The organism is Nocardioides sp. S5-5 (assembly GCF_054954065.1).
In genome coordinates this window covers 3,598,821-3,614,050 of sequence record NZ_CP199913.1, presented here as the reverse complement: position 1 = coordinate 3,614,050, position 15,230 = coordinate 3,598,821, and the positions used below count along the sequence as shown (strand labels likewise).

13 protein-coding genes are annotated in these 15,230 nt (G+C 71.4%); 10 read left to right on the top strand and 3 right to left on the bottom strand.

Annotation, left to right across the window (positions count from 1 at the left end):
* The first annotated feature begins 2 nt into the window (after positions 1 to 2).
* The 6 genes from ACUP6Y_RS17325 (at position 3) to ACUP6Y_RS17300 (ending at position 9,322) form a co-directional block, all read left to right on the top strand.
* Positions 3 to 1,508, top strand: coding sequence for a substrate-binding domain-containing protein (locus ACUP6Y_RS17325; protein ID WP_462552061.1), 1,506 nt, complete (start codon positions 3 to 5; stop codon positions 1,506 to 1,508).
* 87 nt (positions 1,509 to 1,595) lie between these two features.
* Positions 1,596 to 2,471, top strand: coding sequence for a phosphate ABC transporter ATP-binding protein (locus tag ACUP6Y_RS17320; protein ID WP_462552060.1), 876 nt, complete (start codon positions 1,596 to 1,598; stop codon positions 2,469 to 2,471).
* A gap of 172 nt (positions 2,472 to 2,643) precedes the next feature.
* The gene (gene mfd / locus ACUP6Y_RS17315) at positions 2,644 to 6,201 is read left to right on the top strand and encodes a transcription-repair coupling factor (RefSeq protein ID WP_462552059.1); all 3,558 of its coding nucleotides are present in this window, start codon (positions 2,644 to 2,646) and stop codon (positions 6,199 to 6,201) included.
* A 2-nt stretch (positions 6,202 to 6,203) separates the two neighbouring features.
* Complete coding sequence (locus tag ACUP6Y_RS17310) at positions 6,204 to 6,926, top strand: hypothetical protein (protein ID WP_462552058.1); 723 nt, start codon at positions 6,204 to 6,206, stop codon at positions 6,924 to 6,926.
* Between the two features lie 3 nt (positions 6,927 to 6,929).
* A complete protein-coding gene (locus ACUP6Y_RS17305; RefSeq protein WP_462552057.1) occupies positions 6,930 to 7,517 on the top strand; it encodes a MazG nucleotide pyrophosphohydrolase domain-containing protein in 588 nt (195 codons plus the stop codon).
* Positions 7,514 to 9,322, top strand: coding sequence for a neutral/alkaline non-lysosomal ceramidase N-terminal domain-containing protein (locus ACUP6Y_RS17300; RefSeq protein WP_462552056.1), 1,809 nt, complete (start codon positions 7,514 to 7,516; stop codon positions 9,320 to 9,322). Before ACUP6Y_RS17305 ends, ACUP6Y_RS17300 begins: the two co-directional genes overlap by 4 nt.
* Positions 9,323 to 9,330: 8 nt before the next feature.
* On the opposite strand, the gene ACUP6Y_RS17295 is transcribed toward ACUP6Y_RS17300, so the two are convergent.
* Together ACUP6Y_RS17295 and ACUP6Y_RS17290 are read right to left on the bottom strand one after the other, a co-directional pair.
* Complete coding sequence (locus ACUP6Y_RS17295) at positions 9,331 to 9,516, bottom strand: hypothetical protein (protein WP_462552055.1); 186 nt, start codon at positions 9,514 to 9,516, stop codon at positions 9,331 to 9,333.
* Positions 9,517 to 9,575: 59 nt separating this feature from the next.
* The gene (locus tag ACUP6Y_RS17290) at positions 9,576 to 10,277 is read right to left on the bottom strand and encodes a helix-turn-helix transcriptional regulator (RefSeq protein WP_462552054.1); all 702 of its coding nucleotides are present in this window, start codon (positions 10,275 to 10,277) and stop codon (positions 9,576 to 9,578) included.
* Between the two features lie 90 nt (positions 10,278 to 10,367).
* On the opposite strand from ACUP6Y_RS17290, the gene ACUP6Y_RS17285 reads away from it, so the two are divergent.
* The 3 genes from ACUP6Y_RS17285 (at position 10,368) to ACUP6Y_RS17275 (ending at position 12,867) form a co-directional block, all read left to right on the top strand.
* Positions 10,368 to 10,814, top strand: coding sequence for a hypothetical protein (locus ACUP6Y_RS17285; protein ID WP_462552053.1), 447 nt, complete (start codon positions 10,368 to 10,370; stop codon positions 10,812 to 10,814).
* A 235-nt stretch (positions 10,815 to 11,049) separates the two neighbouring features.
* The gene (locus ACUP6Y_RS17280) at positions 11,050 to 11,781 is read left to right on the top strand and encodes a gamma-glutamyl-gamma-aminobutyrate hydrolase family protein (protein WP_462552052.1); all 732 of its coding nucleotides are present in this window, start codon (positions 11,050 to 11,052) and stop codon (positions 11,779 to 11,781) included.
* A 21-nt stretch (positions 11,782 to 11,802) separates the two neighbouring features.
* Positions 11,803 to 12,867 (top strand): hypothetical protein, encoded by a 1,065-nt coding sequence (locus ACUP6Y_RS17275; protein ID WP_462552051.1) that lies wholly within the window; start codon positions 11,803 to 11,805, stop codon positions 12,865 to 12,867.
* A gap of 211 nt (positions 12,868 to 13,078) precedes the next feature.
* Here ACUP6Y_RS17275 and ACUP6Y_RS17270 read toward each other — a convergent pair whose 3' ends face one another.
* Positions 13,079 to 13,588 carry a MarR family winged helix-turn-helix transcriptional regulator gene (locus ACUP6Y_RS17270; RefSeq protein WP_462552050.1) on the bottom strand — a complete coding sequence of 170 codons (510 nt, stop codon included), beginning with the start codon at positions 13,586 to 13,588 and terminating at the stop codon, positions 13,079 to 13,081.
* Between the two features lie 184 nt (positions 13,589 to 13,772).
* On the opposite strand from ACUP6Y_RS17270, the gene ACUP6Y_RS17265 reads away from it, so the two are divergent.
* The gene (locus ACUP6Y_RS17265; RefSeq protein ID WP_462552049.1) at positions 13,773 to 15,230 is read left to right on the top strand and encodes an APC family permease; all 1,458 of its coding nucleotides are present in this window, start codon (positions 13,773 to 13,775) and stop codon (positions 15,228 to 15,230) included.

Sequence of the window (15,230 nt, the reverse complement as noted above, 5' to 3'; positions counted from 1 at the left end):
CAATGTCCGTACGCAAGACCCTCACGGCCGCCTTCGCGGCCGCGGTGGCCACGTCGGCGGTGACGCTGATCGCCTCTCCGGCCCACGCTGCCTACGTCCCGCAGCCCGAGGACAGCAAGGCCACGCCCGTCTCGGCCGACCTGATCGGCGCGGGCTCCGACACCACCATGCTCTCGCTGCACAACGCGGCGGTGCTCTGGAACGGTGGCGCGAAGCAGGGCTACGGCCAGACCTTCGACGTCGCCACCTTCAGCGCCCTCGGCGGCGGGGAGATCAACCTCCCGGTCAACGGTGCCAAGGCCCGCCCGAACGGCTCGAGCGACGGCAAGAACAAGATCCAGACGGCCGACTACTCCGACCTCGACTTCGCCCGCTCGTCCGACCGGGTCGGCGGCTCCGGCAAGGAGGCCGAGGGCGAGGCGCTCGAGGGCATCCCGTTCGCGCTCGACACCGTCGTCTCCGCGGTCTCGAACAGCACGGCCTCGCACGCCCCGGCCTCGCTGACCAAGACGCAGCTCATCTCGATCTACGACTGCTCGGTGACGAACTGGAGCGCCCTCGGCGGCACTGCCGGCGTCATCAAGCCCTATGTCCCGCAGAGCGGCTCGGGCACCGAGAAGTTCTTCAAGACGACGCTGGGCATCTCGTACGGCACCTGCGTCAAGGACTACGTCGACACCAACGGCAACGGCATCAAGGACCCGGGCGAGGTCAGCATCCAGGAGCACTCCGACGCTCCGGTGAAGAACGACCCCGACGCCATCGTCCCGATCTCGCAGGGCCGTGCCCACCTGATCCCGGGCAACACGGTCCGACTGCTCGAGGGCGAGCTCGCGTTCAAGCGCGCGGTCTACAACGTCGTGCGCGCCGCCGACATCGGCAAGCCCGAGATCCAGGCGTTCCTCGGCGAGGCCGGCTTCCTCTGCTCGGCCGCTGCCGCCGGCGCGATCGCCGAGGGCGGTCTGACCCAGCTGGCCACCCCGGCCAACGGTGGCGCCTGTGGCACCGCCGCGGACACCACCAGCAACTTCGCCACCAACGAGGTGGTGGCCAGCAGCACCGCGCTGACCGGTACCAACCTCGCCGCGGGCGTCCAGCTCGCCGCGAAGGTCTCCGGCTCCTCGCAGCCGACCGGCTCGGTCGCCTTCTACGAGGGTGCCACCCTGCTGAAGAAGGACGTCCCGCTGGTGTCGGGCCAGGGCACCTTCGTCGTCCCGTCGCCGGCCGCTGGTGCGCACACCTACACCGCGGTCTTCACGCCCAACAACGCGAGGTACCTCGGCTCCGAGGGCAGCGTGACGGTCAGCTACGCCCCGCCGGCCGCCGGCCCGTCCCCGGCGCTCGCCGCCGCGCAGGCACAGCTCGACAAGGCCCAGGCCAAGGTGGTCAAGCTGAAGAAGAAGGTCAAGCAGGCCAAGGGCGCGAAGAAGGCCAAGCTGAAGAAGAAGCTGAAGAAGGCCAAGCAGGCCAAGAAGACCGCCACCGCCGCGGTCGCCGCCGCTTCCTGACGCGGCGCGCGCAGCACCAGCAGGATCAGCAGCACCGTGCCGGGCGGCCCACGGGCCGCCCGGCACCGACCGATGAGAAGAGAGCCGATGCACGCCAACGCCGACGACACGACCGTCATCCCCCAGGTCCGTGCCGACGTACCCCGTCTCGACCCCGCGCTGCCGGTCGACGCCGCCGCGCCGCTGGGCCTGGCCGCGCTCGAGGCACGGGACATCACGGCGTGGTTCGGCGACCACAAGGTCCTCGACCGGGTCTCGCTCACGATGGACGCCGGCCGGATCACCGCCCTGATCGGCCCGTCGGGCTGCGGGAAGTCGACCTTCCTGCGCATCCTGAACCGGATGCACGAGCTGGTCCCGTCGGCCCAGCTGGCCGGCGAGGTGCTCCTCGACGGCGAGGACATCTACGACCCCGACAAGCGCCTGATCGACGCCCGCCGCGCGATCGGCATGGTGTTCCAGAAGCCGAACCCGTTCCCGGCGATGTCGATCCAGGAGAACGTGCTGGCCGGCCTCAAGCTCACCGGCACCCGGATGAAGAAGTCCGACAAGGACGACCTCGTCGAGTCCTGCCTGGTCAAGGGTGGTCTCTGGAACGAGGTCAAGGACCGTCTCGGCGCGCCCGGCGGCGGTCTGTCCGGCGGACAGCAGCAGCGCCTGTGCATCGCCCGCTCGCTGGCGATCCGTCCCCGGGTGCTGCTCATGGACGAGCCCTGCTCGGCCCTCGACCCGACCTCCACCCGGGTGATCGAGGAGACCATGCTCGAGCTCGCCCGGGAGGTGACGATCGTGATCGTCACCCACAACATGCAGCAGGCCGCCCGCGTCTCCGACCAGTGCGCGTTCTTCCTCGCCTCACAGGGCCAGCCGGGCGTCGTCGTCGAGCACGGCGACACCGAGGCGATGTTCCAGCACCCCCAGGACTCGCGGACCTACGACTACGTCAACGGCCGGTTCGGATAGGCGTGACCCGGCGCAAACTGACTCGGGAATCGCGCTGACCCGGCGCAAAGATGACCTCCCAGATGACCCTTTGCGCCGGGTCGGGGGCGGGCGGGTCGTAGGCTGGACGACGCACCCCCGGCCTTCACCGACCGGGGGCGCTCGTCGTGTCCCTCGACCAAAGGTGTGCCCCGTGAGTCTCGCCGGCCTTGCCGACGCCGTCCTCGCCGACCCGACCCTGTCCGCCGCGCTGGCCGCGGCCGCCGACGGGACCCAGCCGACCGGGGAGCTGACCGGGCCGGAGGCGCTGCGGCCCTTCCTGGCGACCGCCCTGGCCCGGGCCGGGCGGCCGGTGCTCGTGGTCACCGCGACCACCCGGGAGGCCGAGCAGCTGGCCGCCGAGCTGGGCGACCTGGTCGACCCGGCGGGCGTGGCCTACTACCCGAGCTGGGAGACGCTGCCCCACGAGCGGCTCAGCCCGCGCAGCGACACGGTAGGGCGGCGCCTGGCGGTGCTGCGGCGGCTGTGCCACCCGGGGGCCGACGCGGCCACCGGGCCGGTCCAGGTGGTCGTCGCGCCGGTGCGCAGCGTGCTGCAGCCGCAGGTCAAGGGCCTGGGCGACCTGACGCCGGTCGAGCTGACCAAGGGCGCCACCGCCGAGATCGAGAACGTCGTCGCGGGGCTGGTCGGGGCGGCGTACTCCCGGGTCGACCTGGTCGAGAAGCGCGGGGAGTTCGCAGTGCGCGGCGGCATCGTCGACGTGTTCCCGCCGACCGAGGAGCACCCGTTGCGGGTGGAGTTCTTCGGTGACGAGGTCGACGAGATCCGCTCCTTCGCGGTGGCCGACCAGCGCACCATCGCCGAGGTCGACCGGCTCTGGGCGCCGCCGTGCCGCGAGCTGCTGTTGACCGACGAGGTCCGGGCCCGCGCCGCCGAGCTCGGTACGACGTACCCGCAGCTCCTCGAGATCACCGACAAGCTCGCCCAGGGCATCGCCGTCGAGGGGATGGAGGCGTTGATCCCGGCGCTGGTCGACGAGCTCGAGCTGCTCGTCGACCTGATGCCCGAGGACACCCGGATCCTGGTCCTCGACCCCGAGCGCGCGCGGGCCCGCGCCCACGACCTGGTCGCCACCAGCGAGGAGTTCCTCGCCGCGTCCTGGGCCACCGCGGCCAGCGGCGGCCAGGCCCCGGTCGACCTGCAGGCGGCGTCGTACCACTCGCTCGGCGACGTCCGCTCCCACGCCCGCGAGCGCGGCCAGTCGTGGTGGACGTTCAGCCCCTTCGGCCTCGACCACGCGATAGTCCCGGGGCAAGAGCACCAGGAGACGTCCGAGAACGGTGCTTTCGAGCAGGGAGTAGCGCCGGCGCCGTCCTACCGTGGCGACGTGGCGAAGGCGTTCGCCGACATCGCCCGGTGGCGCGGCGAGGGCCAGGCCGTCGTGGTGGTCCACGTCGGTCACGGACCCGCGCAGCGAATGGTCGAGGCCCTGGGGGAGCAGGACGTCCCTGCCCGGCTGGTCGAGGACCTCCCGGCCGGCCACGAGCTCGACCCCGCGGTCGTCACGATCACCTGCGGCAATCTCGGCCACGGCCTGGTCGACGCGGCCCGCGGCCTGGTGATCCTCACCGGCGAGGACATCGTCGGCGCCAAGGCGTCCACCCGCGACAAGGGCGCGATGCCGGTCCGCCGCAAGCGGCAGATCGACCCGCTCGAGCTCAAGGCCGGCGACTATGTCGTCCACGAGCAGCACGGCGTCGGCCGCTTCGTCGAGATGAAGCAGCGCGAGGTGCAGGGCGCGGTGCGCGAGTACCTCGTCCTCGAGTACGGCCCCTCCAAGCGCGGTGGCCCGGCCGACCGGTTGTTCGTGCCGGCCGACACCCTCGACCAGGTCACCCGCTACGTCGGCGGCGAGCAGCCCAGCCTCGACCGGCTCGGCGGTGGCGACTGGACCAAGCGCAAGAACAAGGCGCGCAAGGCGGTGCGCGAGATCGCGGCCGAGCTGATCAAGCTGTACGCCGCCCGTCAGGCCACTCAGGGCCACGCCTTCGGTCCCGACACGCCCTGGCAACGCGAGCTGGAGGACGCCTTCCCGTTCCACGAGACGCCCGACCAGCTGACCACGGTCGACGAGGTCAAGGCCGACATGGAGCGCACCGTCCCCATGGACCGGCTGATCTGCGGCGACGTCGGCTACGGCAAGACCGAGATCGCCGTGCGCGCGGCGTTCAAGGCGGTCCAGGACGGCAAGCAGGTCGCCGTCCTGGTGCCGACCACGCTGCTGGTCAACCAGCACCTCACGACGTTCGGCGAGCGGATGAGCGGGTTCCCGATCAACCTCAAGCCGCTGAGCCGGTTCCAGACCGACAAGGAGGCGGCCGAGACCATGGCGGGTCTCGCCGACGGCACGGTCGACGTCGTGGTCGGCACCCACCGGCTGTTCAACGCCGACACGAAGTTCAAGGACCTCGGCCTGATCGTCGTCGACGAGGAGCAGCGCTTCGGCGTCGAGCACAAGGAGGCGATGAAGCGGCTGCGCACCTCCGTCGACGTCCTCTCCATGTCGGCCACCCCGATCCCGCGCACGCTCGAGATGGCGGTCACCGGGATCCGTGAGATGTCGACGATCACCACCCCGCCCGAGGAGCGGCACCCGGTGCTGACCTACGTCGGCGGCTACGAGGACCGCCAGGTGGTGGCCGCCGTACGACGTGAGCTGCTCCGCGACGGCCAGGTGTTCTACATCCACAACCGGGTCAGCTCGATCGAGAAGGCCGCGGCCAAGATCCGCGAGCTGGTCCCGGAGGCCCGGGTGGCGACGGCCCACGGCCAGATGGGCGAGCACCAGCTCGAGCAGGTGATGCTCGACTTCTGGGAGAAGAACTTCGACGTCCTGGTCTGCACGACGATCGTCGAGTCCGGCATCGACGTGTCCAACGCCAACACCATGATCATCGAGCGCTCCGACACCCTCGGCCTCTCCCAGCTCCACCAGCTGCGCGGGCGGGTCGGCCGCTCTCGGGAGCGGGCCTACGCCTACTTCCTCTACCCGACCGAGAAGCCGCTCACCGAGACCGCCCACGAGCGACTCGCCACGCTGGCCCAGCACTCCGACCTCGGCGGCGGCATGGCGATCGCGATGAAGGACCTCGAGATCCGCGGCGCCGGCAACCTGCTCGGCGGCGAGCAGTCCGGCCACATCGCCGACGTCGGCTTCGACCTCTACGTGCGGCTCGTCGGAGAGGCGGTGCGCGACTTCCGCAGCGACGGCGCGGCGCCCGAGCAGCTCGACGAGGTCCGCATCGAGCTGCCCGTCGAGGCCCATCTCCCGCACGACTACATCCCGAGCGAGCGGCTGCGGCTGGAGATGTACAAGCGCCTCGCCGAGGTCCGCACCGACGCCGACGTCGACGAGATCGCCGCCGAGCTCGACGACAGGTACGGCGAGCCGCCCGAGCAGGTCGTCGCGCTGTTGCTGGTCGCGCGGTTCCGGGCGCGGGCGCGGCAGGCCGGTGTCAAGGAGATCACGACCGTCGGCAAGAACGTCCGCTTCCACCCCGTCGTGCTCCCGGAGTCGCGCACCATCCGGCTCAACCGGCTGTACCCGAAGTCGATCGTCAAGCACCAGCTCGAGTCGATCCTGGTGCCGCGCCCCGGCATCCCGGGACGGACCGGAACACCCCTCGAGGGGGTCGCCCTGCTTGAATGGGCCCGACTCGTCATCGACTCGGTCATCGACCCCAAGGAGTGAGTGTGCGTCGTTCGAACGTCGTGTCGTTCCGGTCCGCGGCTGCGGGCCTCGTCGCCGTCGCCCTGCTCACCGCCGGCTGCGGTGTCAGCGACGACGAGGTGAAGCCCGGCGTGGCCGCCGAGGTCGACGGCCAGCGGCTCTCGCTCAGCAAGGTCGACGAGGCGGTCCAGGACTACTGCGCGCTGCGTGCGGCCAACCCGCAGGCCCAGCCGGCGCCGACCGCGCTGATCCGAGCCCAGTTCGTGGTCGGCTGGACCCAAGCGGTGGCCGTCGACGACCTGGCGCCCGAGCACGGCGTCACTCTGCCGGCCGGCGAGATCGACCGCACCGCCGTCCACGACGCGTGGGACGCCCTCGGCACGATCGACGCCGACAACTACGACACCTTCGAGTTCCTGACCTGGATCCAGCAACGGCTCAGCGACCCGGTCGCCGAGCTCGGCGCCGACGAGTCCGGGGCGCAGGGCGACGCGGCGGTCTCGGCCGGGGTCGCCCTGATCACCGACTGGCTCGACGACCACGACGTCACCTTCAACCCGGTCTTCGGGTCCTATGACGCCAAGACCGGCGTGTTCGGCGGGGACCCGCTCTCGGTGCCGGTCAGCGCCGAGGCCAAGGACGCTGCCGACACCACCGCGATGACGGCGGCGCAGGTCGCCGCGCTGCCTGCCGACCAGCGCTGCGGTCCGGCCGTCGATCCGTCGGCGGTCGCGCCGGCAGGCTGAGCCGTGCCCGATCCGGTCGCCGAGTTCGTCGAGGTGATGCGGCGGCTGCGGGCCGAGTGCCCGTGGAAGCAGGAGCAGACCCACCGCTCCCTGGTGCGCTACCTGCTCGAGGAGACCTACGAGACGGTCGACGCCATCGACGAGGCGGAGGCGAGCGGCGAATTCGCCCACCTCGCCGAGGAGCTCGGTGACCTGCTGCTGCAGGTCGTCTTCCATGCCGTGATCGCCGAGGAGCGGGGCGACTTCTCGCTCGATGACGTCGCCCGCGGGATCACCGCCAAGATGCGCCGCCGTAACCCGCACGTCTTCGGCGACGACGCCGTGGACCTCACCGCCGAGCAGGTCGACGAGCGCTGGCAGCGGATCAAGGCGGCCGAGCGCACGGCTCCCTCCGACCTGCCGTCCGCCCTCCCCGCCCTGCTGTACGCCGACAAGACGCTCGCCCGGCGTGAGCGGGCCGGGCTCCCGCTCGACGTGGCCGCGGACTCCCCGGATCTCGGCGAGCGTCTGCTCGCCCTGGTCGCGCAGGCCCGGGCCGAGGGCGTCGACCCGGAGCAGGCGCTGCGCGACGCCGTCCGGAGCCGGGGGTGACCGAGCCCGGCTGGCTGGTCGGTCGCGGCATCGCCGACGTGACGGGGGAGCCCTGGGGCGTCGGGATGATGGGCTACGGCATGCCCGACCAGCGCACCCGCGGCATCCTGTCGCGGCAGTATGCCCGCGCGTTCGTCCTCGACGACGGCCGCCGCCGGGTCGCCTACGTCGTCGCCGACATCGCCATGTTCTTCCAGGCCACGGTGGCCGCCATCCACGAGCGGTTGGCCGCCCGCCTCGGGGACCGGTACGACGCCGGCAATGTCGTCCTCACCGCCACCCACACCCACTGCGGGCCCGGCGGCCACGGCCACGACATCCTGTACAACCTCACCACCGGCGGCTTCCGTCCGCGCACCTTCGCGCGGCTGGTCGACGGCGTCGTCGAGGCGATTGCCCGCGCCGACGCCGACCTGGCGCCGACCAGGCTGCTGCTCACCCGCGGCGAGCTGCACGACGCCAGCGCCAACCGAGCCCGGGCGGCGTTCGAGCGCGATCCCGTCGAGGACCGGGAGCGGTTTCCCGACGGCATCGACCCACGGATGACCCTGCTGCGCCTGGAGCGCTCGGGCGAGCTGGCCGGCGCGATCAGCTGGTTCCCCGTCCACAACACCTCGATGTCCAACCGCAACCGGCTGATCAGCGCCGACAACAAGGGCTGGGCCGCCCGTCGGTGGGAGCAGGACGGCGACCTGGTCACGGCCTTCGCGCAGACCAATGCCGGCGACCTCAGCCCCAACCTCGAGCTGGCGCCGGCCACGGGCCCCACCACTGACGAGCGCGCGAACACCCGGATCATCGGCGAGCGGCAGCTGGCCGCCGCCCGCCGGCTCGCTGCTGAGCCGGGGGTCGCGGTGGAGCCGCTGGTCGACGTACGGCATCGGTGGGTGCGTCTCGCCGAGCGGTCCGCCGGGCCCGGGCGCACCGGCCGGGCGATCCTCGGCGCGAGCTTCGCGGCGGGCAAGCTGACCGACGGACCGGGCTCGCCGCTGTTCGACGAGGGTCGCCGCAACCCGGTGCCCGAGCGGCTCAGCCGGTGGCTCTACCGGCGTCGGCCCGTGCTGGCCGCGGCCCATGAGCCCAAGGACCTGTTCTTGCCGGTCGGCAGCCTGGGCTGGGTGCAGGAGACCTACCTGCTCCAGCTGGTCCGGTGGGGTGGTCTGTACCTGGCCTGCCTGCCGTTCGAGGTCACCGTCGTCGCCGGGTGGCGGCTGCGCAGCGCCGTGGCCGCCGAGCTCGGCGTCGATGTCGAGGACGTCGTGCTGCAGGGCTACGCCAACGGCTACGGGCACTACGTCACCACGCCCGAGGAGTACGACGAGCAGCTCTACGAGGCGGGCTCCACGATCTTCGGCCGCCACCAGCTCGCGGTGCTGCGGGACGCGCTCGTCGAGCTGGCGGTCGCGCTGCGCAGCGGTCGGCCGCTCGACCCGGGGACGCCGCCCGCTCCGCGCCGGCTGCGCTGGACCCTGCCGCTGGGCTCGCCCCGGCTGGCCCGGACCGGACCGACGCAGGTGCGCCGGGCGCCGAGTACCGCACGGGCGGGCGACGCGGTCACCGCGAGCTTCGGCACCGACCACCCGAACGCCGTGCTGCGCCCGACGTACCTGCGGGTGGAGCGGCTCGACGGCGACGTCTGGTGCCAGGTGGCCGACGACTCCTCGCCGACCACGACGATCACCTGGCGCCGGGCCGGGCTGCGGTTCGTCGCCGACGTCACCTGGGTCCCGCAGGAGCCGGGGACCTACCGGATCGCCTGCGTCGGCCGCACCGACGCGACGACGCCACCGGTCGTGGTCCACTGACCGGGGGCTCAGTCGGTCGGCAGCGCGTCCACTGGTACGACGACCCGCTCCATCTCCTGTCCGCCGTCGCAGGTCAGCAGCGCCACCGTGACGACGCCGTCGCGCTCGCCGACCACCTCCCAGCGGCCACCCGAGAGGATCCAGCGCTCCAGCGCGGCGCGACCGCTGCCGGTGCCGGTGCCGTCAGCGGACATCGGCGCCTACCCGCGCGGTCACGACGTGCTCGACGACCTCGAACCTGGCCACGTCGCGATCACTCTCCGGGTGCCGCGGGTCGTCCGTCGTCGCGGACGCTCACGCAGCAGCGGCCGGATGCCGGCTCGAGGTGCGCGCTGACCCCGGTGCAGCCGAGGCCGTCGGCGACCCCCTGGACGAAGGAGCGGTTGAGTCCGCACACCAGGGCGGTGTGCTTCTGGGCGAGCGCGTCGAACGGACAGTTGGCCAAAGCCACCGCGCCGGGCGAGAGCGTCGGCTCGTAGCCCTGGCCGGCCAGCACGGTGGCGAGCTCGGCGAGCCCGGGGCGAGGGATGCCGGCCGCGGTGGCCGCCAGCGACCGGCCCTCCGCGTGGGCCGACTCGGTGAGGGCCGCGTCGAGATCCTCGCCCGCTCCGGCCCGGGCGACCGCGGCGGCGAGGATGTCGCCGACCAGGTCGTAGCGCCGTGGTGGCAGGGTCACCGCGAACTCGCGGGCCGCGCGCCGGTAGAGCTTGCTCGGCCGGCCCGCGCCCGGCCCGCTGCGTCCGCTCAGTCGGCGGAACTCCACCTCCAGCAGGCCCTCCTCGGCCAGCCGGTCCAGGTGGAAGCTCACCGTGTGCTTGGCGATGCCGAGCGCCGCCGCGGCGGCGTCGCGGCCGACGGCGTCGGGCTGGCGGGCGACGTACTCGTAGAGCGCGCGCCGGGTCGGATCGGCGAGCGCACCGATCGCGACGGCGCCGGAGCCCAGCGAGGTGTCCACGGGGAGATTCTAAAACAGAATTCTCTTGACACAAGAGGGGGGACTCGGGTCTAAATTGGAAGAAGTTCAATTTTAGAGAAAGGACCCGTCATGCCCACTGACCACGCCACCCCTGCCCGAGTCGCCATCGACCGCTCCACCCTGGTCGGCCCCGAGGGCGCCTTCTTGTTGCTCCGCTCGGTGTTCACCATCGCGCCGATCGCCTTCGGTCTCGACAAGTTCGCGAACGTCCTCGTCGACTGGGATCGCTACCTCGCCCCGTGGATCAACGATCTCGTGCCGGGGAGCGCCGATCAGGCGATGTATGTCGTCGGGGTGATCGAGATCGTCGCCGGTCTCGTGGTCGCCCTCGCCCCGCGGTACGGCGGCCCGCTGGTCGCGCTCTGGCTGGCCGGCATCATCGTCGACCTGATCAGCACGGGCGAGTACTACGACATCGCGCTGCGCGACTTCGGACTGCTCGCGGCAGCGCTCGCCCTGACCCTGCTCGCCTGGGGCCGGACGAGTGCCGGTGCTTTCGCTCGCGGCGTGAGGTAGGCCGGTCCGGCGGCGGCGGCGGCGAGCGCGAGACGGCCGGTGAGGGCTCGAGAGTGGTCCGCAAGGCGGGACGGGGCTTGCGGAGGTGGCGCTGGCGACCTTACGTTCGGACCCAAACAAAGTCGTTCGGATCAAAACGAGTTGCTGGCGAAGGCCGAAAGGAAGCGCTCATCGTGACCATCGTCTCCCGCCGCCGCGTCGACGCCGGCCTCACCACCCTCGCCGGCGTCGTGCCGTGAGCCGCCGCCCACTGATCGCCATCCCGGCGCGGTTCTCCGCGTCGGCCTCGGCGCTGCGCTACCGCGCCGACGTGACCGCGCGGGCCCTCGCCGACGCCGTGTACGCCGCCGGCGGCGAGCCGCTCGTCATGCACCCGGTCGCGCCGGGCGCCGAGGTCAACGACGCCGAGGTCGCCGCCCGGCTCTGGTACGCCGACGGGGTGCTCCTGCCCGGCGGCGGCGACCTGGCCGCCCGGTGGGCGGGCCAGGAGGCCCATGCGACGGAGTACGACGTCGACGAGGAGCAGGACGCCTTCGACCTCGCGGTCGCCCGCCACGCCCTCGGCACCGGCCTCCCGCTGCTCGCGATCTGCCGCGGCAACCAGGTCGTCAACGTGGCGCTGGGCGGTGACCTGATCCAGGACCTCGGTGAGCGGACCCATCGCCACGTGGTCCAGGAGATCGCGGTCGAGCCCGACTCGGTGCTCGCCGGCATCGTCGGTACGGCGCCCAGCATCTCCTGCTACCACCACCAGGGCATCGGGCGCCCCGGCCGCGGCCTGCGTGCCGTCGCCCACGCGGCCGACGGCGTCATCGAGGCCGTGGAGCTCGCCGGAGCGCAGGGCTGGTACCTCGGCGTGCAGTGGCACCCGGAGGACACCGCGGCCACGGATGCGGACCAGGCCGGGCTGTTCCGCGCGCTGGTCGAGGCGGCCCGGGACCGGGCGCGCGTCGCGCTCGTCGAGTAGGAGCGAGCTGTACCGTTCTCGGTGTCGGTCGTGACGGCGACGATGGGTTGCAGGATGACGAGCCCCATGACCCCACGGCTGACGAGGGGTGGCCGGGAGATGAGCACGCGGACGAACACACGCAGGTATCGCTGGGTCGCTGAGTGCGCCATCGCGGCGCTGAGCGCCGCGGCGCTCAGCGCCTGCGGCACCCTCGGCCCAGGTGATGACGTAGCGGCCCCCACCGCCTCTGCGGCGGAGGTCGATGCCGAGGCGCAGCGGGTCTACGAGAGCTTCGCGGGGTCCCGGGAGCAGCTCAACGCCGCCTACGTCGTCCAGGCCTACGCCGACAACGGTCAGCTCGACGAGTGTCTTGCGCAGCGTGGCCACCCCGAATGGGACTGGTCGTTGGCACGTGGGTATGCACCGCCCTACGACGCCCTGCGGCCGTCGGTCTGGTTCGCTCGGCCGGGCAACCGGATCTACTCGCAGAAGGAGATCGCCGCGCAGCCCTCTCTGGAGGCGGCGAAGGCCATGGAGGACGTGGCGCGGTATCCGGCGACGTTCCCGGGAGACTTGCTGGCGTGCGAGCGAAGCGTCGAGACCCCCTCGGAAGCGGAGGTCCAGAAGGTGTCCTTCCCCGCGGGGTGGATGAAGCTGATCGAAGCCTGGCGCACGACGATGCGTGAGGCCGGCGAGCAGCTCGGGGGGAGCTTCGACACCTACGACGACTGCATGGGCACCGCCGATCTCGCCGTGCTCAAGGACAACGATGCGACCTACGACGACCTGGCACCAGTGATGCGCGACGAGGCAGCCAAGGCCGGAAAGCCGCCCGCCGAGGGCGCGGATCCGTCGACCTACACCGACGCATGGAAGCAGTTCCTCGAGACGGAGGATGAGGTCCTGGCTGCCGACACGGCATGTCGCAGCGACGTCTACAGCCGCGACATCGGCAAGGTCATGGCGACCATCACGGAGTTCGCCGAGAGGCACGCGGATGAGATCGCGGCGGTCCAGCAGGGCTGGAAGGACGTCGTGGCTCGGGCAGGTCGGCTGGGCTACCACGGACAGGTGGGCCCGCTGGCCAGTGGTCGTCGCCGTTGATTCAGCAGGGGTCGACGCACCCACCGCGCGCACCTCGCCGCGGCGGCGCCGCTCGGAGGACAACCCGCCCCGTCGCGACGCCGCCTTGCGTGTACGCACCGCGAGCACGAACACCCCCGACGCATCAACGGCGACGACCACGAGCGACTGACTTGTCGAGTCTCGATGCATCTTCGCTCGTGCCTCACGACAGATCGCCCAGCGGCTCGGGCTACTCGACGAGCTCAGGTCCCTCGACGGCGTTGACCACGTCGCGCAGGGTCTTGGTGAAGGTGCTCACCTTGCGCTCGGAGAGCTGGCCGATGATCTCCGACTCGACCGCGTTGAACTCGGGATAGAGCTGCTCCATCAGGCTGACTCCCTCGGGCGTCAGCCGGAGCCGGACCAGGCGCCGGTCGTGGTCGTCGCCCTCGCGCGCGATCAGCCCGCGTGCCTCAAGGGTCTTCACGACGCCGGTCAGGGTGGCCTTGGAGATGTCGGCCGACTCGGCGACGTGGCGGGTCTCCATGCCGTCCCAGATCCACACGACCCACAGCACGACGAACCCGGTCCAGGTCATGTCGTGCTGGCGCAGCACGCGGTTGGTCAGCTCGCTGCGCACCGCGTTGGCGGCGCGGAAGAGGTTGGACAGGGCGTTCGCGGCGGCGAAGTCCAGGGGGAGGGCTCCCACGTGGTCCTTCATCGCGCGCTCGGTCTCCTCGAGCGTGTGACGGTCCGGCATGCGGGTCAGCGTAGCCATGCCCTCGGACGCCCGAGATCGTTTGGGGGCAAACATTCTTCGGAAAACCTCCTCCGGGGGTCTGGTGCCCTGGGTCACAATGCGGCTATCGTACGGATCCGAACGATCCGGCGAAAGGGTGCCGGTGACCGCCGGCCCCGGCCGCGCGTACAGCGAAGGAGTCCCGATGTCGGACACCGTCAACACCACTCTGCGCAAGAACACGCTCGGCGTCGGGGCGATCGTCTTCCTGGTCCTCGCGGCCGTGGCGCCACTGACCGGCATGGTCGTGGTCGCCTCGCTCGCCATCGCCTTCGGGAACGGGGGCGGCGCGCCGTTCTCCTTCCTCGCGGTGGCCGCGATCCTGCTGCTCTTCGCGATCGGCTACGGCAAGATGTCGAGCCAGCTGGTCAACGCGGGCGGCTTCTACGCCTTCGTCGTCCAAGGCCTGGGCCGGCCCGCCGGTCTGGCCGCCGGCTACATCGCCACGCTCGGCTACAACTTCTTCGTCGTCGGCACCATCGGCACCAGCGGCTTCTTCATGATGGTGCTCATCGACTTCCTCTTCGGCTTCTCGATGAACTGGATCCTGTGGGGTGGGCTCTCCATCATCGTGGCCTACCTGATGGCGGTGAAGGGCATCGACTTCAGCTCCAAGGTGCTCGGTGTCTCCCTGGTGCTGGAGACCTCGATCCTGATCGTCTTCGACCTCGCGGTCCTGTTCAAGCACGGCTACGACTTCTCCGCCTTCTCCGGCGACGCGATCACCTCCGGCTCCCTCTCGATCGGCCTGCTGCTGGCCGGCACCGGCTTCCTCGGCTTCGAGGCCACCTCGCTGTTCAGCGAGGAGGCGAAGAACCCGCTCAAGACGATCCCGCGCGCGACCTACCTCGCCATCACGATCATCGGCCTGCTGCTGGCCGTCACCACCTGGGCGGTCGTCAGCGCGACCGGCGTCGCGGAAGCCCAGCAGACGAGCATCGACCACCTCGAGGCCGGCGACCTGGTGTTCAGCCTCGGTGCGGAGTACCTCGGCGAGTTCATGATGAAGGTGATGATGGTGCTGCTGCTGGTCAGCCTCTTCGCGGCCATGCTCGCCTTCCACAACTCGGCGACGCGGTACCTGTTCTCCCTCGGCCGGGCCCGGGTGCTGCCCCAGGCGCTGTCCCGCACGAGCGCCGGCGGCTCGCCGGTCCTCGCCGGAACCCTGCAGGCCGGCTTCGCGCTCGGCGTCGCCCTGCTGTTCCGGCTGCTCGACCTCGACCCCATCTTGCAGGTGGTCCCCGCGATGCTCGGCTTCGGCACGCTGGCCATCGTCGTGCTCCAGGCCCTGGCCGCGCTCTCGATCGTCGTCCACTTCCGGCGCAGCGCCGACCCGCGCGTCTTCAGCACCCTGGTCGCCCCCGGCATCGGCTTCGTCGGTCTGGTCTTCATCGTCGTCATGGCGGTCACCCACTTCGACGTGGTGGCCGGCTCGACGGAGAAGGTCATCACCAGCCTGCCGTGGCTGCTCGTGCTGGCCCTGGTCGTCGGGGTCGGCCAGGCCCTCTACCTCAGGAGCCGGCGGCCCGACATCTACCAGGGCCTCAACACCGACCTCGAGCGCTTCGACGACGACCTCGCCACCGACCCGGCCATCGGCTGA